At 58.9% G+C, this 16,385-nt stretch carries 16 protein-coding genes; 5 read left to right on the forward strand and 11 right to left on the reverse strand.

Annotated features, from left to right (window positions below; translation table 11 throughout):
- Window positions 1-6: 6 nt before the first annotated feature.
- The 5 genes from QP908_RS02685 to hemW all read right to left on the reverse strand — a co-directional run bounded on the left by QP908_RS02685 (window position 7) and on the right by hemW (window position 5,450).
- Window positions 7-750 (reverse strand): 16S rRNA (uracil(1498)-N(3))-methyltransferase, encoded by a 744-nt coding sequence (locus QP908_RS02685; protein WP_239268617.1) that lies wholly within the window; start codon window positions 748-750, stop codon window positions 7-9.
- Window positions 750-1,895 carry a molecular chaperone DnaJ gene (gene dnaJ / locus QP908_RS02690; RefSeq protein WP_239268618.1) on the reverse strand — a complete coding sequence of 382 codons (1,146 nt, stop codon included), beginning with the start codon at window positions 1,893-1,895 and terminating at the stop codon, window positions 750-752. The genes QP908_RS02685 and dnaJ overlap by 1 nt, the downstream gene beginning before the upstream one ends.
- An 80-nt stretch (window positions 1,896-1,975) precedes the next feature.
- On the reverse strand, window positions 1,976-3,016 hold the full coding sequence (gene hrcA / locus QP908_RS02695) for a heat-inducible transcriptional repressor HrcA (RefSeq protein WP_239268619.1): 1,041 nt from the start codon (window positions 3,014-3,016) through the stop codon (window positions 1,976-1,978).
- A 12-nt stretch (window positions 3,017-3,028) separates the two neighbouring features.
- Window positions 3,029-4,201, reverse strand: a complete 1,173-nt coding sequence (locus QP908_RS02700; RefSeq protein ID WP_239268621.1) for an ATP-binding protein — start codon at window positions 4,199-4,201, stop codon at window positions 3,029-3,031.
- A 109-nt stretch (window positions 4,202-4,310) separates the two neighbouring features.
- Window positions 4,311-5,450, reverse strand: a complete 1,140-nt coding sequence (gene hemW, locus QP908_RS02705) for a radical SAM family heme chaperone HemW (RefSeq protein ID WP_239275175.1) — start codon at window positions 5,448-5,450, stop codon at window positions 4,311-4,313.
- A 149-nt stretch (window positions 5,451-5,599) separates the two neighbouring features.
- Here hemW and QP908_RS02710 point away from each other — a divergent pair, with 149 nt between their 5' ends.
- The 4 genes from QP908_RS02710 (at window position 5,600) to QP908_RS02725 (ending at window position 10,426) form a co-directional block, all read left to right on the forward strand.
- Window positions 5,600-6,988, forward strand: a complete 1,389-nt coding sequence (locus QP908_RS02710) for a hemolysin family protein (protein WP_239268625.1) — start codon at window positions 5,600-5,602, stop codon at window positions 6,986-6,988.
- Window positions 6,988-8,046, forward strand: coding sequence for a CNNM domain-containing protein (locus QP908_RS02715; protein ID WP_239268627.1), 1,059 nt, complete (start codon window positions 6,988-6,990; stop codon window positions 8,044-8,046). The genes QP908_RS02710 and QP908_RS02715 overlap by 1 nt, the downstream gene beginning before the upstream one ends.
- A 110-nt stretch (window positions 8,047-8,156) precedes the next feature.
- Window positions 8,157-9,311, forward strand: a complete 1,155-nt coding sequence (locus QP908_RS02720; protein ID WP_284771591.1) for an ATP-binding protein — start codon at window positions 8,157-8,159, stop codon at window positions 9,309-9,311.
- 164 nt (window positions 9,312-9,475) lie between these two features.
- The gene (locus QP908_RS02725) at window positions 9,476-10,426 is read left to right on the forward strand and encodes a hypothetical protein (protein ID WP_284771592.1); all 951 of its coding nucleotides are present in this window, start codon (window positions 9,476-9,478) and stop codon (window positions 10,424-10,426) included.
- Between the two features lie 139 nt (window positions 10,427-10,565).
- On the opposite strand, the gene QP908_RS02730 is transcribed toward QP908_RS02725, so the two are convergent.
- The 4 genes from QP908_RS02730 to QP908_RS02745 form a co-directional block, all read right to left on the reverse strand.
- Complete coding sequence (locus QP908_RS02730; protein WP_239268632.1) at window positions 10,566-11,246, reverse strand: hypothetical protein; 681 nt, start codon at window positions 11,244-11,246, stop codon at window positions 10,566-10,568.
- Window positions 11,247-11,470: 224 nt separating this feature from the next.
- Window positions 11,471-13,303 (reverse strand): AMP-dependent synthetase/ligase, encoded by a 1,833-nt coding sequence (locus QP908_RS02735; protein WP_284771593.1) that lies wholly within the window; start codon window positions 13,301-13,303, stop codon window positions 11,471-11,473.
- Window positions 13,304-13,454: 151 nt separating this feature from the next.
- The gene (locus QP908_RS02740) at window positions 13,455-13,730 is read right to left on the reverse strand and encodes a hypothetical protein (RefSeq protein ID WP_239268636.1); all 276 of its coding nucleotides are present in this window, start codon (window positions 13,728-13,730) and stop codon (window positions 13,455-13,457) included.
- A complete protein-coding gene (locus tag QP908_RS02745; RefSeq protein ID WP_232215134.1) occupies window positions 13,723-13,908 on the reverse strand; it encodes a hypothetical protein in 186 nt (61 codons plus the stop codon). The genes QP908_RS02740 and QP908_RS02745 overlap by 8 nt, the downstream gene beginning before the upstream one ends.
- A gap of 56 nt (window positions 13,909-13,964) precedes the next feature.
- Here QP908_RS02745 and QP908_RS02750 point away from each other — a divergent pair, with 56 nt between their 5' ends.
- Window positions 13,965-15,227: a carboxylesterase family protein gene (locus QP908_RS02750; RefSeq protein WP_284771594.1), complete on the forward strand. Its 1,263-nt coding sequence runs from the start codon at window positions 13,965-13,967 to the stop codon at window positions 15,225-15,227.
- Window positions 15,228-15,230: 3 nt separating this feature from the next.
- Here the strand turns inward: QP908_RS02750 and idi are convergent, their stop codons facing one another.
- Both idi and QP908_RS02760 read right to left on the reverse strand, forming a co-directional pair.
- On the reverse strand, window positions 15,231-15,782 hold the full coding sequence (gene idi, locus QP908_RS02755; RefSeq protein ID WP_239268639.1) for an isopentenyl-diphosphate Delta-isomerase: 552 nt from the start codon (window positions 15,780-15,782) through the stop codon (window positions 15,231-15,233).
- The gene (locus tag QP908_RS02760) at window positions 15,779-16,327 is read right to left on the reverse strand and encodes a hypothetical protein (protein ID WP_239268641.1); all 549 of its coding nucleotides are present in this window, start codon (window positions 16,325-16,327) and stop codon (window positions 15,779-15,781) included. Before QP908_RS02760 ends, idi begins: the two co-directional genes overlap by 4 nt.
- Window positions 16,328-16,385 lie beyond the last annotated feature (58 nt).

The following is a 16,385-nucleotide window of genomic DNA, read 5'->3' on the forward strand; positions in this document are numbered from 1 at the left end:
AATAGGCTACCAGCGCTCAGTCCGCATGCCGATAGCCGCCAAGGCCACCATCGCCGCGCTGGCGGTGCGCAGAACCTCCGGGCCTAATTTGATGGGCACGGCTCCTACCTCGCTCAGCGTTGTCAGCTCTTCTTCCCCGATGCCGCCCTCAGGTCCGACTAAGAGGAAGACCTCGCCGCGCAAGTCCACCTCGCGGATAGAGTCGGTGGCTTCCTCGTGCAGGACTAACACGCTCGCGGATTCTGCGTGCTCTGCCAGCTCCGCAACCAATTGGCGGGTAGTCAGCGGGCCGCGAACCTGCGGGATACGGTCTCGCCGGGATTGCTTTGCGGCCGCTTCGGCCGCGGCCTTCCATTTGACGACGGCCTTCGGCGCCTTCTTCCCGTCCCACTTGGCCACGCAGCGATCCGCCTGCCAGGCGATGATCTCATCCGCCCCGGCCTGTGTAGCCAGGTCAACGGCTAGCTCGGCGCGCTCGGATTTGGGGATCGCCTGCACCACGGTTACCCGCGGATTCGGCTCCGGAAGCTGGGTAACGGACTCGATGGTGCCGGTCAAGTGATCCTTGCCCGAGGTCTCGGTGACGGTGAGGGTGAGGCGGATACCGGTGCCATCGATAAGCGCCAGCTTCTCCCCCTGCTGCATTCGCTTGACCGTCACGGCGTGGCGCGCCTCGGGCCCAGACAGCGTGATGCTGTCTCCGGCCTGGGCGGCGGAGAGATCTGGGTGGATGAAGACTGGCAACGACATTAGCGGCGGAACTTATCGCGCAGGCGGGTAAAGAAGGAGTCTTCCTGCCCGTCGCTGGCGGTGCGCACGCGGGCACCCTCATCGCGGGTATTGCGGATCTTTTCCAGCGCCTCGCGGCTCTTGCGGTCCAGATCCTTGGGCACGACCACGTCCACGTGGGCAAAGAGGCTACCGTAACCGTCGGTGCGCAGGCGTGGCATGCCTGCGCCTTCCACCTTGATGGACTCGCCTGGCTGGGTGCCCGGCTCGATATCGATGGTGAGCTCCTCGCCGTTGAGCTGATCGATGGTGAAGTTGGTGCCCAGCGCAGCATCGATCATCGGCACGTGCACGGTGACGTTCAGGTCATCCGCATTGCGCTGGAAGACCTCATGTTCTTGCGTGTGCACCTCCACGTAGAGGTCACCGGCAGGGCCACCGCCGTGGCCGACCTCGCCCTGGGAGGCCATACGGATGCGCATGCCATCGTTGATACCAGCCGGGATGGAGACCGTAAGGTCGCGGCGCTTTTTCACGCGGCCATCGCCGGCGCACTGGTTGCAGGGATCCTCAATGATTTCGCCAAAGCCCTGGCACTTCGGGCACGGGCGGGTGGTCATCACATTGCCCAAGAAGCTGCGCTGCATCTCCTGAATTTCACCCATGCCGTTGCAGTTATCACAGGTAACGGGCTTGGACTTGGAGTTCGAGCCGGTGCCGCCGCAGGAGTCACACAGCACCGCGGTATCGACGGTGACCTTCTTCTTCAGGCCCGTATAGGCTTCTTCCAGGGTAATCCGGGTGCGCAGGAGGGCATCGTTGCCGGGCTGCACACGCGACTTAGGCCCGCGGGATCCGCCGCCGGCGCCACCGCCGAAGAACTCGGCGAAGATATCGCCCAAGCCACCGCCGCCAAAGCCGCTAAATCCGCCGGCACCGGCGCCTTGCTCCATGGGGTCGCCGCCCATGTCGACGATCTGGCGCTTTTGTGGATCCAGCAAAACTTCTTGGGCAACCGAAGCCTCGCGGAATTTCTCCGCCGCTGCCTCATCATCCGGGTTCACATCCGGGTGATACTTGCGGGCCAGCTTGCGGTACGCCTTCTTAATTTCCTGGTCCGTTGCGTCCTTATCAACACCGAGGATGCCGTAATAGTCACGAGCCACTGTTAGAGATATTCCTTCTCGATCGTTTTGTTGGTATTACCTTGCAAAAATTTATGTAGCGACCGGCTAGTCTACTCGCACTACTCGCCGGCCAAAATTTCACTCACGTATTGTGCAACAGCAGAGACTTTAGAGATTGTTCCCGAATAGTCCATAAACGTCGGCCCCACCACTCCAAGGCCACCTAGCGTCGCCGCCTGTCCCCCGGTTCCAAAACCATACCCGGCGGCAACGACGGAGGCATCGCGCAGTTGATCCTCTTCGTTTTCGTCCCCGATCACCACGGAAACATTGCCTAAGTCCGGCACGCGTGCCAGCAATTTCAACACGACGACCTGTTCTTCCAGGGCTTCGATAATTTTGGGCAGTCCTTCCGGAAATTCGCGCGCGACGCGGGTGAGGTTCGAGGTACCCGCCAAAATCAAGCGATCGGAAGGCTGTTCCACCAAGGTTTCAATGAGCGTGGTCGCCACTTTGAGCACGTGGTGGCGAATATCCAGCGGGGCGTCATCGACGAGGTGGGCGAGCTCCACGGAGGCATCAGTAAGCGTCTTGCCCACCAGCGCATTATTGACGATGTCCCGCAGGCGATACGTCTGATCCTGGTCGATGACCTCATCTAGTTCCACGTTGCGCTGATCCACGCGGCCGTTATCCGTAATCAGCACCAGCAGCACCCGCACCGGGGACAACGTGACGACCTCGCAGTGCTTGACGCGCGAGACCTTCAAATTGGGCAGCTGCACCACGGCCGCCTGCTCAGTGACCTGGGCCAAAAGCTGCACGGAGCGGCGCAGGACATCTTCGAGGTCTACCCCGCCTTCCAAGAAGCTCAGCATCGCTTTGCGCTCTGGGGTAGAAAGCGGCTTGACCTCGTGCAGGGAATCAACGAACTGCCGGTACCCCTGCTGCGTGGGAACGCGCCCAGAACTGGCATGCTGCTGCGAAATCAGCCCCTGCGATTCCAGCACGGCCATGTCATTGCGGATGGTCGCGGAAGAAACGCCCAGCCGGTAGCGCTCTACCAGCGTTTTAGAGCCCACGGGTTCCTGGGAGGCAATGTAATCCGCAACGATGGCCCGCAGGACCTCCTTGCGGCGGGCATCAGTTGAGGTAGACACTTCTCAGCGCTCCTATTCTCTACGGCGTTTAATAAATTCTTGAAAATTGGGGACGGTATATCGCACCTTGCCATGTTCGGGTGAATAAATCAGCCCCTTATTAATAAGGTTTGCTCGAACTGGACCCAATTTACTGGTTTCCTTATCCAAAAATTCAGCAATATCCTTGGTCTCAGCGGATTCACCCCCGATTTCCGCCATAGCGATCAGGTATTCCCTTTCAGCAGGGGTAGCCCGGTCCCACTGAGCTTGAAAGAACCCAGAATCTAGTTGGTTGATGCCCAACCGTGCTGCCTGCTGCGCATGATTGAGCGAAAATGGAGAACTCTGTCCCACTCTCCAAATCTGCGAACCGAATTCTTGCAGAAAGTAAGGATACTGGCCGCTAACTTCTACGAGATGATCCAATGCATCATCCTGAAATTCCACGTCTTGGCGTTCCGCAGGTTCAGATAAAGCGAGCCGTGCCGGCATCATTCCTAGACGGTCAATATTGTGAATTTCAAACATTCGCTCTGCGTAAGAGCGTGAACGCGCCACCTTTCCTGGAAGGCTCGGCAGTCCAGCCCCGATGATATAAAACGGGAGCCTATTTTGACCTGCCTCGTGCTGCGCAGAAATCAAGGCCTCGAGCATCTCTTCATCGAGATCTTGCATTTCATCAATGAACAGCGCCACCGCTCTTTTCTCTTTCCGCAATGCTTCCGCAGTTGCAGAGACCACATCTTGTAGATCAAGTTCCAGATTTCCTGTTAAAGGTGGAAATTCTTTCGGCTCCACACCCAAATCAATCGTGCCAGCCCCTAATGAAACATTAAAAGCCGCAACTGCCCGCGTTAATGCCGCTGCGCTTTCTTTAACTTTGATTTTCGCACGAAAACGAAGAGATGCTTTTGCCAGCCCATCCGCAATCGCTCTACGGACGCTTTCGTGACCTCGTGTTCCCTGGGAAGCCTCGACTTTAACCGTCAGCCAGTCGTTTTGATCCGCACGAGTTTTAAGCTGATTCAATAAAACTGTTTTTCCCACGCCCCTTAAACCAATGAGCAGCATTGGGCGTCCCAAAAGATCGTTTTCCGCGCGCTTGATGAGGTTATCGAAGGCTTGTAAATCCTTGTCTCGCCCCGTAAGAACCGTCGGCGCAAGCCCAGAGCCTGGGGTATAGGGGTTGAGTGCGTCGTCCATGCCCAAAGTCTAACAAGAATAAGGCCGAATAAGGGGTTTTGGTGGTTCAGGGACAAATATAAGGGGTTTTGGTGGTTCAGGGGCAAATATAAGGAATTTCTGACGGCGGCTAGGACTCTTCGGCGATGAGGAGGTCGGAGACGATACCATCGGCAAGCAGGCGCCCAGGCTTGGTCACTCGCACGCGCTGGCCGGCGCGCTCGAGCAGGCCGCGGTCGATGAAGTCCTCCAATGCCGGGGCAGCGTGGGCATCGAGCCAGGATTCTGGGATGCCCTCGCGCAGGCGCAGGCCCAGCATCACCTTTTCCATGTGGCGATCGGCACCCGTTAGGGTTTCGCTGTCTTTGATGGGCAGCTCGCCGTTTCCTAGCGTTTGGATATAGCGGCTAGGGTGCTTGACGTTATAAAAGCGCTCGTCGCCTAGGTGGGAGTGCGCACCAGGACCTGCGCCCCACCAGTTGCCGTCCACCCAATAGATGCGGTTGTGCTCGCATTCGCCGCCGGGCAGCGACCAATTGGAGACCTCGTACCACTCGAAGCCGGCGTCTTCGAGGGTGGAAGAAATCATTTCATAGCGCCGGGCCAGCACGTCTTCATCCGGGGCGGGCAGCAGCCCCTTATTCACCTTGCGGGCCATACGCGTGCCGTCTTCTACGATGAGCGAGTACGCGCTGACGTGGTCGACGCCGGTCTCCAGCACGCGGTCCAAGGTCTCGCGGACGTTATCGTCGGTTTCGGTGGGCGTGCCATAGATCATGTCGAGGTTGACGTGCTGGAAGCCTGCCTCCCGGGCCTCGCGCGCGGCGGCGAAGGCGCGTCCGGGGGTGTGGGCGCGCTCGAGCACTTGGAGCACGCTGTGCGAGGCGGACTGCATGCCGAGGCTGATGCGGTTAAAGCCGGCATCGGCAAGCGCGGCAAAGTACTCCGGCGAGGTGGACTCCGGGTTGGACTCGGTGGTGACCTCGGCGCCTGGGCTAAGCCCAAAGGTAGAGCGCACCGTATCCAGGATGCGGCTCAGGCCCTGCCCGCCCAGGAGTGAGGGCGTGCCGCCGCCGATGAAGACCGTATCCGCGGTGCGCCCCACGCGGGTGGCCGCCATCTCCAGCTCCTTGTTCAAGGCATCGAGGTAAGGGCCGGTGAGATCGCGCGGGCTGCCCAACTCGCCGGGGGTATAAGTATTAAAATCGCAATAACCGCAGCGGGTGGCGCAAAAGGGAACGTGGATATACAGCCCGAATGGTTCAGTCATGAATCAAACTCTAATAGGCAGGGAACAAAATGGCCGAAATGGGTGTTAAACATGTAGTATATTGCCAACTTCCCGCGTATAGAAAGGTACCTTCAGTGGAGCCTCCCAGTCGATGTCCCCGCCACCTTATAGGCGGTGGGGAGTAACTCATGTTATCGGCTATTATGATGATCCTGGCAGGCTTTATCGTCATCGGGCTCATCATCGTCGCGAACGCTTATTTCGTGGCACAAGAGTTTTCATTCATGTCCGTGGACCGCACCCAATTGCGGTCCATGGCCGCTGAAGGTGATAAATCCGCCCAGCGCGCGCTGGACATCACCAAGCGCACCTCCTTCATGCTTTCGGGTGCGCAGCTCGGCATTACCATTACCGGCCTGCTTATTGGTTATGTGGCAGAGCCCCTGGTGGGCCAGGGCCTTGGCGTGCTGCTTGGCGGAGTGGGAATTCCCACCGGCGTGTCCGTGGCTATCGGCACCATCGCGGCGCTATTTATTTCCACCATCGCCACGATGCTCTTTGCGGAGCTTTTTCCTAAGAACTACACCATCGCCGCGCCCATGAAAACGGCGCTGCGCCTGGCCGCGTCCACGCAGTGGTACCTGCGCATTTTCGGCTGGCTCATCCGCTTTTTCGAGTATTCCTCCAATGCGATTTTGAAGCTCTTTCGCATCGAGCCGGTAGAAGACGTCGACTCTTCCGCTACTGCCGATGACCTCGAATCCATCGTGGATTCCTCGCACGAAACCGGCGTCTTGGATGAGGACACGTACATGGTTTTGGACCGTTTGCTCGACTTTCCCGAGCACGACGTCGAGCACGCCATGATCCCCCGCTCCCGCGTGGACGTCATTGATCCTGGCACCACCCTGGGCGAGGTGCGCGAATTGATGTCTGAGAACCATACGCGCTACCCCGTCATCGATGATGAGCACAATCCCATCGGCGTGGTGCATCTTTTCGATGTCCTGGGCTCCGATCTCCCTGCCGCCACCAGCGCCACCGCCATCATGCGCGAGCCCCTGGTGGTTCCGGAGCTTATGCCGCTTCCCGATGTCGTCGATGAACTGCGCGGCGAAGAACAAAAGCTGGCCTGCGTCATCGACGAGTACGGCGGATTCGTCGGCATCGTCACCATGGAGGACCTGGCCGAGGAGATTCTTGGCGATGTCACCGATGAGCACGATATCGAGGAAACCGAAGAAATTACCGAGCAGGACGAATCCCACTGGCTGGTCGATGGCGATACCCCGCTGGATGAAATCGAGCGCGCCATTGGCCACGATCTTCCAGAGGGCGATTTCGAAACCATCGCCGGCCTGCTCATCGCGCACGCCGGTGCCCTGCCTGAGGTGGGCGAAATCCACACCATCGCCTTGGAGGCAGAGCCGGATGACTGGGTGGATCAGGATGAAGCACCCACCCGCTCCATCCGCATGCGCGTGGATGACGTGGACCGCCACGTGCCATCCTCCCTGGCCATCGAGCTCATTGAGGACTATGTCCACGACAGCGATGACGAAGAGGAGGAGGCATAATGACCGATACGTGGTGGTTCAACCTCATCGTCACGCTGCTCATCATCGCCGCATCCGGCTTCTTCGTGGTCATCGAGTTCTCCCTCATGGGTTCGCGCCGCAACCGGCTCGAAGAAAACGCGGAGTCTTCGCGCACCGCCCGCGCCGGTCTGCGCTCGCTCAATGAGCTGACCATCATGCTGGCTGGCGCGCAGTTGGGCATTACCGCCGCCACCTTCGTGCTCGGTGCCGTGACCAAACCGTGGGTCCATCACCTTCTGATGACCCCGCTAGAGGCCCTTGGCCTGCCGCTGGGCATTGCCGATGTCGCCAGCTTCATCCTCGCGCTGTTCATCGTCACCTTCCTGCACCTGGTGCTGGGTGAAATGGCGCCTAAGTCTTGGGCCATCGCCCACCCAGAATCCGCCCTGCAGGTCATTGCCATTCCCGCCCGCGGGTTCGTGTGGGTCTTCCGCCCGCTGCTGAAGTGGATTAACACGATGGCCAATAAATTGGTGGCCATGACCGGCGAGGAACCGGTCGACCGCGCCGGCGCCGCCGGCTACGATGCCGAGACGCTACGCACCTTGGTCGAGCACTCCCGCGAGACCGGCGCGCTCGACGATAATTCCGCCAACCAAATTTCCGATGTCATCGAGCTCGAGAACTCCACGGTGGGTGCCATGGCGCGCGCCCACGGCTCAGAGGTCGTGCCCCTGCCTTCCGATGCCACCGTGGAACAGCTCCAAGAGCTCGTCCTGCGCAAGAACATCATGCGCGTGCTCGTCTTCCCCAAGGATTCCCGCGTCCCCCGCGTGGTGCACGTGCGCGATACCCTCATGGCGGATCCCGATACCCCAGTCCTCGAATTCTCCCGCGCCCCGATTTCTGTCTCTTCTGCCACCACCGTGCAAAAGACGCTGGATCACATGCGCTCCCGCAATGAGCAGCTCGTCGTCGTGGGCAAGGCAGATAAGGACAAGGCCGTGTGGATCCTTACCTGGGATGACATCATGGGCCAGCTGTGGCCGCAGATTACCGAGCAGCTGGACAAGGTCACCCCTCCCCCAGCGGTATAGCGTCCTCATCGAAACCAACCGTCCCCGTTGGTTTCGATGCCTAATAGTTTTATAAACAAAATTCAAAAGATAAACAAGCGTACACAAGCGCAGTGTTTTACACTTGGACTATGACCACCCGGAAGAATCCGTTTACCGCCACGCTTGGGGCCACGCCTCCCTACCTGGCTGGCCGTAAAGACTCCATCGAGGAGTTTGCTTATGCCTTGGACGATGGCCCCGGATCCCATGAACGCATTTCCCTCGTCGTGGGTCCGCGCGGTATCGGCAAGACGGTATTGCTCAATGCCTTCGAAGACACCGCGTCAGATCGCGGGTGGCGCATCCTTAATGACACGGCATCTGCCGGTTTTGCGGAACGGCTCCGTGCTGAAATTATTAATACCCTTCACCTCAACCGGGCAGCGCTAAAAGGTTTCAACCTGCACCTTTTCCAATTGGGCATCGGCATGGAATGGGATTCAAGAACATTATCCGCGGAAACCTACCCCTTAAGAAGGGCCTTGAAAGACCTCCTCCATGCGCAGCGGGAACTAGACCGGATTTCCCACAGCGAGCCCACTGGGGTGCTCATTACTTTGGATGAAATGCACCACCAGCGCAGTGATGAGGTCATCGATTTTGGAGCTACCATCCAGCACCTCGTGCGAGAAGGGGAAAATATTGCTGTAGTCATGGCAGGAATCCCACCCTCAATTAAACCGCTTTTGGCTAGCCAAGATGACTCTAATCCTGTCACTTTTCTTCGCCGTGCGAACCGCATTGAATTGGACCGAGTGCCGGATACGGACGTCCGGAAGGCACTCAATGCTCCCGTAGAAGAAACAGAGGTTAATTGGGACAAGGACGCACTGAATTCTGCCGTAACCGCTTGCCAGGGATATCCCTTTATGATTCAGCTCGTCGGCCTATGGGCTTTCCGCCACCGAACAGACAATACGATTTCGGTGGAAGCTGCGCAGGAAGGCATTTCCAAAGCGCGACGAAAGCTAGGGCAGCTAGTCCATGAGCCCGCCCTAGCGGAGCTTTCCCCCATCGATCGGACATTCCTGCTCCACATGGCTCAAGACAATGGCCCCTCATCCATGAGTGATATCACGGCCCGCCTAGGAAAAAGTTCGCAATATGCATCCAATTACCGGCGCCGCTTGCTTGACTCGGAACTAATCGAAATACCAGCCAGTGGCCAAGTAGACTTTGCCCTGCCCTACCTTCGGGACTACTTGCGCGAGCATGCAGCTAGCTTGGTCATCGATTCGTACTAATCGAACTCAGTCACGCAACCCATTGTTATCGCAGGTGTGGATAACTTGAGCTCGTGGCGCCACTGGGGAATCATGATTAACACTTAGTGAAGATTCAACGAGAACTCCACAGCCTGCGCGCATTCGGGTAGCGGGCATCATGCTCCTCGTATGTGCTCGAGGGCATGAACCAAGCATTAACTAATATTCCGTCCATCCGGCACAACCATCCCACCTTCTGGCACGAACTCGATAACGGCACCTACCTCAAACTCGCACCCCGCATCGCGGTGCACCGCGAACATTACCACAGCCTGAACCTGTCCTCTCAGCTGCGCCTGCGCGCCATTGCCGCCGCCCGCAGCGCCTATACCGCGGTGCTCATTTCCAAATCCGCCGCCCGCGTCCACGGGCTATGGGTGCTTGCCTCCGCCGAAGAAAAGGTGGAAATGGCCCTTCCCCATAACTCTTTGCCTAATAAGGACCGGCGCAATCCAGAACGCATTTACCGCAAAACGAAATTACCCGAACCGATGCTGGTACACGGCGCCCGTACCGTTTCTCCGGCTCGGGCGGTAATCGATATTGCCCGGTTCCACGGTTTTCGCGAGGGCCTCATTGCCGCCGATTCTGCCCTGCGCGCAGGAATTACGAAGAAAGCTCTTAGTCAGGAATTCGCCCAGATGGGCAGGGTACGCAATAGTGCCGTCGTGCGAGAAGCTATCCACCACAGCTGCGCCGCCTCCCCTTCCCCCTATGCTTCCTTTGCCCGTGCCCTGCTCATCCAGGCGGATTTTCCCTGGCCGATGTTTTTCGAGGTCCACTACACCGCCCTGCCCGGCATCACCGCGGAGCTCTGCATCAATAAGACCTACGTCATCGACATCACCGAACCGGGCGATGACACTACCACCTCCATACAGCCGCTTGCCGATGCCCCATCCACCGCGGCACCAACGAAGCCGCGGGACCACACTGAGCGGTCCCGCGACAAGCGCCTGCGCGATGCTGGCTTTATCGTCATACGGTGCTCCCCGCAGCAGTTAGTTCAGCACCCGGAGCGCTTTATCTCTGAGGTCACGGCCACTATCTCCGCGCGCCAGAACGCTATACGCTCCCAGCAGTCCCACAACTGAGCCATTCAACGCTAAAGATGAAGCCACGCAAGGTTCTAGTCCACGCAGGGTGTCCATCTAAAAATGCGACGGCCACCGAGAGAGGGAATCTCGGTGGCCGCTAAATTCCCCTTGCCTTAAGCAAGGAAGTCTAAAGGAACTATGCAGTTGTGGCCCGGCGGGCTGCCTCGCGCTTGGCGCGGACTTTTTCTACGACCACGGCAATGCGGGCGCGTTCTTCTAGGAATTGCGGCGGGTTATGCCCGCGCATGGAGCGCACGTACGCCGGGTGCGTATCGAGCACGGTGTGCTTCCACGCCTGCACGGCGATGAGCGCGGATTCCCCGGTACACTTATACAGGTGCGGTAGGGAGACCATGTCGAGGTTGCGGGCGACGGCATCCGTTTGCTCCAGCACGTATTCCACGACCTCACGCAGGTAATCTGCTACCGCCTGTGTGCGCTGGCGCAGCGCTTCTGCCAATTCATGCACAACGATGGGCTTGGCAATGGGATAGCGCTCATCCAACAGGCGCGGGGTGAGCTGCTCCGGCTCCTCCGCATCATTCGCGCCGGAGGGAGCGGCAGAAATGGTTCCCGAACGCACGCCGGACACGAGCGCTTGGCGAAGCCCAATTAGCTCACCCACGCAGCGCCCCGAGTCCACGCGGGCGTCGTCGACGATATCGCCGAGTTCCGCCAAACAATCCATGGACAGTTCCTCATCCCAATCCTCGATTGCTTCAATGAGGTGCTCGAGGTATTCCGCGACTTCGTCGCCGATATTGTAAATCTCCTGGGTGAGCTCGCGGTGACGCAGCTCGGCGGCGATCTTCTGCATAGGCTTCGAGCCACTCCTTCCGCGGTTTTCATTTTCTAACCTCTAGTAGAGGTTGAGGTTTTCGGCGACGACTCATGACTCTATGCCAGATCGTCTACCGCGAGAGTGCGACACTCCGAAGCGTTTCACAGGTTTATGGCAGGTTCGCGCTTCGCCCATGGTGACCTGCAAGAAGGAAAACACCCGAGGAATAAAATCCTCGGGTGTACCCGTTTCACGCCTTTCTAGCGCTTGTAAATGTGCTCGATGGCGCTGGCGTAGCGTTGCGCCACCACGTTACGCTTGACCTTCATCGTTGGCGTAAGCTCATTTTCATCCTCGGTAAGGTCGCTTTCTAGGATGTAGAACTTCTTAATGCCTTCCGCATGGGACACCGTGGAGTTGACCTTGTTGACGGCGTCTTGCACTTCGGCGCGCAGGGTGGCATCGGTAGCGATATCGTCCATAGAGCGGTTTTCTGGGATATTGTGGTCCAGCTTCCACCGCTTGAGGATGTCCGGGTCCAGGGTGATAAGCGCTCCCACGAACGGCTTGCCATCGCCTACGACCATGGCCTGTGAAATCAGCGGGTGGCCGCGCAGGATGTCCTCCATCGGGCCAGGCGAGACGTTCTTGCCACCCGCGGTAACAATCAGGTCCTTCTTGCGCCCGGTGATGGTGAGCTTGCCATCATCGTCGATTTCCCCCAAGTCACCGGTGTTGTACCAGCCGTCCTCAAAGGCTTCCTCCGTGGCCTCGGGGTTATTCCAATACCCTTCGAATACCATGCCGCCCTTGATGCAGACTTCGCCGTCATCGTTGATGCGGAGGGTAACCCCGCCGAGAGGCGGGCCGACGGTACCAATGGATTGGTCCACGTAGTCCACGGCCGCGGCCGCAGCGGTCTCGGTCAGGCCATAGCCTTCAAAAACGGGAACGCCAATGCCGCGGAACCAGTGCAATAAATCGTGGCCCATCGCGGAGCCGCCGGTGATGCAGTACCGAACATTGCCGCCCACGCCCTGGCGGATGGTGGAATAGACCAGCTTGTCAAAGAGCTTGTGCTTAATTTTCAGCAGGCGGTCTGGGCCTTCCGGTGTATCGAGTGCCTTGGAGTATTCGATGGCGATCTTTTCGGACTGCTCAAAAAGGAAGCTCTTGATCCCAGAATCCGCTGCCTTCGAGGCCGCAGAGTTGCGGACCTTTTCAAATACGCGCGGCACGCCCAAAATCACGTTGGGGCGAGAGCGGGCGAACTCGATGGAGATGGTGGAAAAATCAGACCAGTGGTTCTGCGAAGCACCGCGAATGGCCACGGCAATCGATACGGCACGGGAAAAGACATGTGCCAGGGGCAAAAATGTCAGGGTATGGCTGCCCGGCACGGCGAATACACCGATGGGATTGGTGGTCAGCGCCCTAGCCTCCGAGAGCCAATTCCGGTGCGTCAGGATGCACCCCTTCGGCCTACCGGTGGTGCCGGAGGTATAAACCAAGGAAGCAAGATCATCGGTATTGGTGGCGGCAATGCGCGCAGATACCTCGTCGGTGCCGACGCTACGGCCTTCGAATTTCAAGGTATCGATGGCGGAGGAGTTAATCTCCAATACGCGCCGCAGCTGCGATGGCGAGCCCTTCAGGTTTGGTTCCCCGTCGTCTTGTAGGACCAAGTTTTCTACCAATTCGGAGTGCTCGCGGGTTTCGGTAATGGCCAGCACCGCCCCGGAATCCTCAATGATCCAGCGCACCTGGGAGGCAGATGAGGAAGGATAGACCGGAACCGATGCCGCACCGGCTGCCCAAATGGCGTAGTCCAGCAGGGACCATTCGTAGCGGGTAGCAGAAATGAGGGCAATGCGATCGCCCTGCTTCACGCCTAGCGCGATTAAGCCCTGAGCTACTTCAAAGACCTCATCGATAAATTCTTTACCGGTGACATTGACCCACTCGTAATTTGCTGGGCGGGTAAACATGACGCCGTGCGGACGCTTCTTCGCGGTATCCATTAGGGCGGTGAGGCAGGTCTCCCCCGGCTCAATGGTAAATTCCGCCGGGGTGTGCACTTGTTGCAGGGTCACGCGATATCCTTTCGCACAGCTAATAATAACCTGTGCCTACTGTACCAACCGGAGAGCGTATCAACGCGTTTCACCCACGATCGAAGCTGTAATTATTCAGGGCTTATAACACCAGAGTGGCCTATTTATTGGAGCAATCCACCAGCTTGCCCTAGGGCCACAGGCTGCCGATAAGCGCAACGATGAGAACTAACGCAATCATGGACCACAGCGTGAGCGAGACCCGGGATTTAGGCAGAGACCGCTTGCGGCGAACGGGCTGAGAGGTGCCAGCAACCAGCGGGTTTGCAGCGCGCTCATCCTTTTTGCGCTCTGGATCCCACAGGCCTTCGCGGGGATCGACCGGCTGGATCCTATCCGAGCTGGCGCTGGGCACGTCGCCGCTCGCTGCGTTATCGCCCGCGCCCTCCGAATGTTGTTCAGCCATGGTCTTTTACTGTAGTGCCGCGATTGCGAAACTGGGAAATTAGGACGGCGCTGCGGTCCACGGCCCACATCAGGCACCAGGCCAGCCCAATCATGATGGGCACCACGATGATGACCACGATGATCATCTGTACCCACACGGGCGCCTGCACCAAGAACTGCGAAAATGCGCTGCTCACGTCAGTCAACCACTCCATGGGTCCTTATATTACTGCCCCACGGTAATCTGGCAGGTATGTCGAGCGCACAGATACCCGTTACCATTGCCACCCCATCTGGACGCATCACCGGCTTTAGCCGCGATGGCCTCTCCTACTTTCATTCGCTGCGCTTTTGCGAAATCCCTAGCCGCTTTTCCACGGCGCGGCCGCTGGATGAGCCCCTCGACCAAGATGCGCGCACACCGCAACCGGATGAGGTAGCGCTCAGTATTACTGCCCCGGAAAACGCGACGGATTGCCCCGTGGTGGTCTATATCCACGGGGGAAGTTTTGAAGGCGGCTCGCATGAGGACGAGCGGGTGCCAGGCACGGTAACGGCCCGCAAGGGCATCATCCAAGTCCGGGTGGGCTACCGCGTGGGCCTGGCTGGTTTCGCCCGCTTTGCCGACGATGAAGCGGACCGCTACCGGGGCATCGATGACTGCGTGCTGGCGTTGGAGTGGCTACAGGACAATATCGAATCCTTTGGCGGGGATAAAACGAATATCACCCTGGTAGGACAATCCGCCGGCGCGGCGATTAGCCTGTGGCTTGCCCGGCGCGATCACTATCGCGGCGCTTTCCGGCGCGTCCTCGCCCTCTCGCCCGCCTACCCCCGCGATACCTTTGAGCACCGCGTGGCGGGATTGCACAGGTACCTCTCGGTACCTATTGAGCGCAGCGCCCTGGAATCGCTCTCGCCCGAGGCATTGGAAAAGGGCTATAAAAAGTTCCGCAAGAAGCACCGCTATGACTTGGCCCTCGGCCCGGCGCCGATGCAGGCATCCGAACTGGCGGATATCCCCATCGTGGTGAGCTCCACCCGGGATGAGTTTTACGATCTCCCGGCCGGCAAGCGCATCGATAATATGGCCCTGGGCAAGTTTATTTGTAATTACCTTTCCCAACGCTTCGGCTTCCCACACGGGCGCTACACGCAATGGCGCCAGCTCGCGCAGTACGTGGACCCGGACCGCCTGATGGGCCGGATGATCGGCGATTCCCTCGTTCGCCGCTGGACGGCGCAGGTAGCCTCCGGCGCGCCAGGGCCTACCTGGATGATGGAGTTTACGAGGAAGCTTAAGCCAGCGCTGCACTGCGATGAGCTCTACCCGCTCTTCGGCACCGACTGCGAGCTAAGTGAGTGGCTCTGCCACTTCGCCACCACCGGCGAGCCGGGTTTCCCTCGCTATGGCAGCGACCACCGCGTCCTCGAGTTTGATTTGGATACCGGGGATAGGCGCATCGCCTATGCCACCCTTGATTACGTGGCGGCGGCGTTTTATGAGGAAGACTAACTGCTACTGCGCCAAAGACTGAAGCGCCGCGCGCAATTCGGCTTCCGCCAGTTCCTCGCACATCCACGGGCTAAATACCGCCGGCACGGCATCGGCCGCGGCGATAAGCCGGGCGGGCTCGACCCATTCCCAGGAGTCGACCTCGTCCGGGTTCGGCTGCCACTGCGCTTGGGAGTCGAGCTCTACGCAGTAGACGGGGCAGATTTCGTTTTCCACCAAGCCGGAAGAATCCACCGCACGGTAGGAAAAGGTGGGCAGCACCACGCGCAAGTTGGATAACGCATCCGCGGGAATGCCTAGCTCGAATTCGGCGCGGCGAGTAACGGCATCGGCAGTCGCCTCCCCCGGACCAGGATGCCCGCAGAAGGAATTGGTCCACACGCCGGGCCAGGTTTGCTTGCCCAGCGCCCGGCGGGTGATGAGCACCTTTCCGTGGCAGGTAACCCACGCGGAAAAGGCAAAGTGCAAGGCGGTGTCGGTGGTATGCACCTCGGATTTGAGCGCAGTACCAATGGCTTTTCCATCAGCACCCGCCAGGACTACCCGTTCCGTCATAGGTTCAGATCCCCCACCCACGTGACGTTTCCAATGTGCAGGCGGGCATTCCAGAGGTTACCCGGCGCGACATCGTAACGGTATTGGAGGTTGACCGCGGCGCCCGCGCCCAGCGGGTGATCGAGGCCCGGGGGTTCCACGTCAGGCGCGGAGTTCTCGTCATACGGCAGGGCTTTTACCTTAGACCAGCCGCCATTCCCGTCGGCGCGCTCAAGGACGGGGTCATCGAAGGCATCGGTGGGCAGGGCCATTTCGTTTTCGTTCTTGAGCAAAATGGTTACCACGGAGCCGCCGGAATTATTGTCCGTATACACTCCTTGCAGCTCCCAGCTGACACCGAGGCCGGCATCTTTGACCGGGCTCGCTAGGTTGGAAGTGACTTCCTTATCGTCGGTGTCTTCCGCTTGATAAGGCGCTTCTTCTGAGCTGGAGACGGTGATATTGTCCCCCAGCCCGGTCTCTTCCGGCTGGAGAATGCTGCATCCGGCCAGGGTCACGGCGAGAAGGCTGACCACGCCTGCGCCTAAAGTGTGAGAAATTTTCACCGTGGATGGATCCTTTGCACGCGAAGATAACTTTATTTCTGCACAGATACCTTAGCCG

Origin of the sequence: Corynebacterium sp. MSK204 (assembly GCF_030229885.1) — a bacterium.
In the GTDB taxonomy this organism is placed as follows: Bacteria; Actinomycetota; Actinomycetes; order Mycobacteriales; family Mycobacteriaceae; genus Corynebacterium.

Coding starts and splice junctions, on each gene's coding strand:
- QP908_RS02685 (WP_239268617.1), bottom strand. CDS start 750: ATGTCGTTGCCAGTCTTCATCCACCCAGATCTCTCCGCCGCCCAGGCC.
- QP908_RS02730 (WP_239268632.1), bottom strand. CDS start 11,246: ATGCAGAAGATCGCCGCCGAGCTGCGTCACCGCGAGCTCACCCAGGAG.
- QP908_RS02750 (WP_284771594.1), top strand. CDS start 13,965: ATGTCGAGCGCACAGATACCCGTTACCATTGCCACCCCATCTGGACGC.
- QP908_RS02700 (WP_239268621.1), bottom strand. CDS start 4,201: ATGGACGACGCACTCAACCCCTATACCCCAGGCTCTGGGCTTGCGCCG.
- hemW (WP_239275175.1), bottom strand. CDS start 5,450: ATGACTGAACCATTCGGGCTGTATATCCACGTTCCCTTTTGCGCCACC.
- QP908_RS02715 (WP_239268627.1), top strand. CDS start 6,988: ATGACCGATACGTGGTGGTTCAACCTCATCGTCACGCTGCTCATCATC.
- QP908_RS02720 (WP_284771591.1), top strand. CDS start 8,157: ATGACCACCCGGAAGAATCCGTTTACCGCCACGCTTGGGGCCACGCCT.
- idi (WP_239268639.1), bottom strand. CDS start 15,782: ATGACGGAACGGGTAGTCCTGGCGGGTGCTGATGGAAAAGCCATTGGT.
- QP908_RS02725 (WP_284771592.1), top strand. CDS start 9,476: ATGAACCAAGCATTAACTAATATTCCGTCCATCCGGCACAACCATCCC.
- QP908_RS02740 (WP_239268636.1), bottom strand. CDS start 13,730: ATGGCTGAACAACATTCGGAGGGCGCGGGCGATAACGCAGCGAGCGGC.
- QP908_RS02710 (WP_239268625.1), top strand. CDS start 5,600: ATGTTATCGGCTATTATGATGATCCTGGCAGGCTTTATCGTCATCGGG.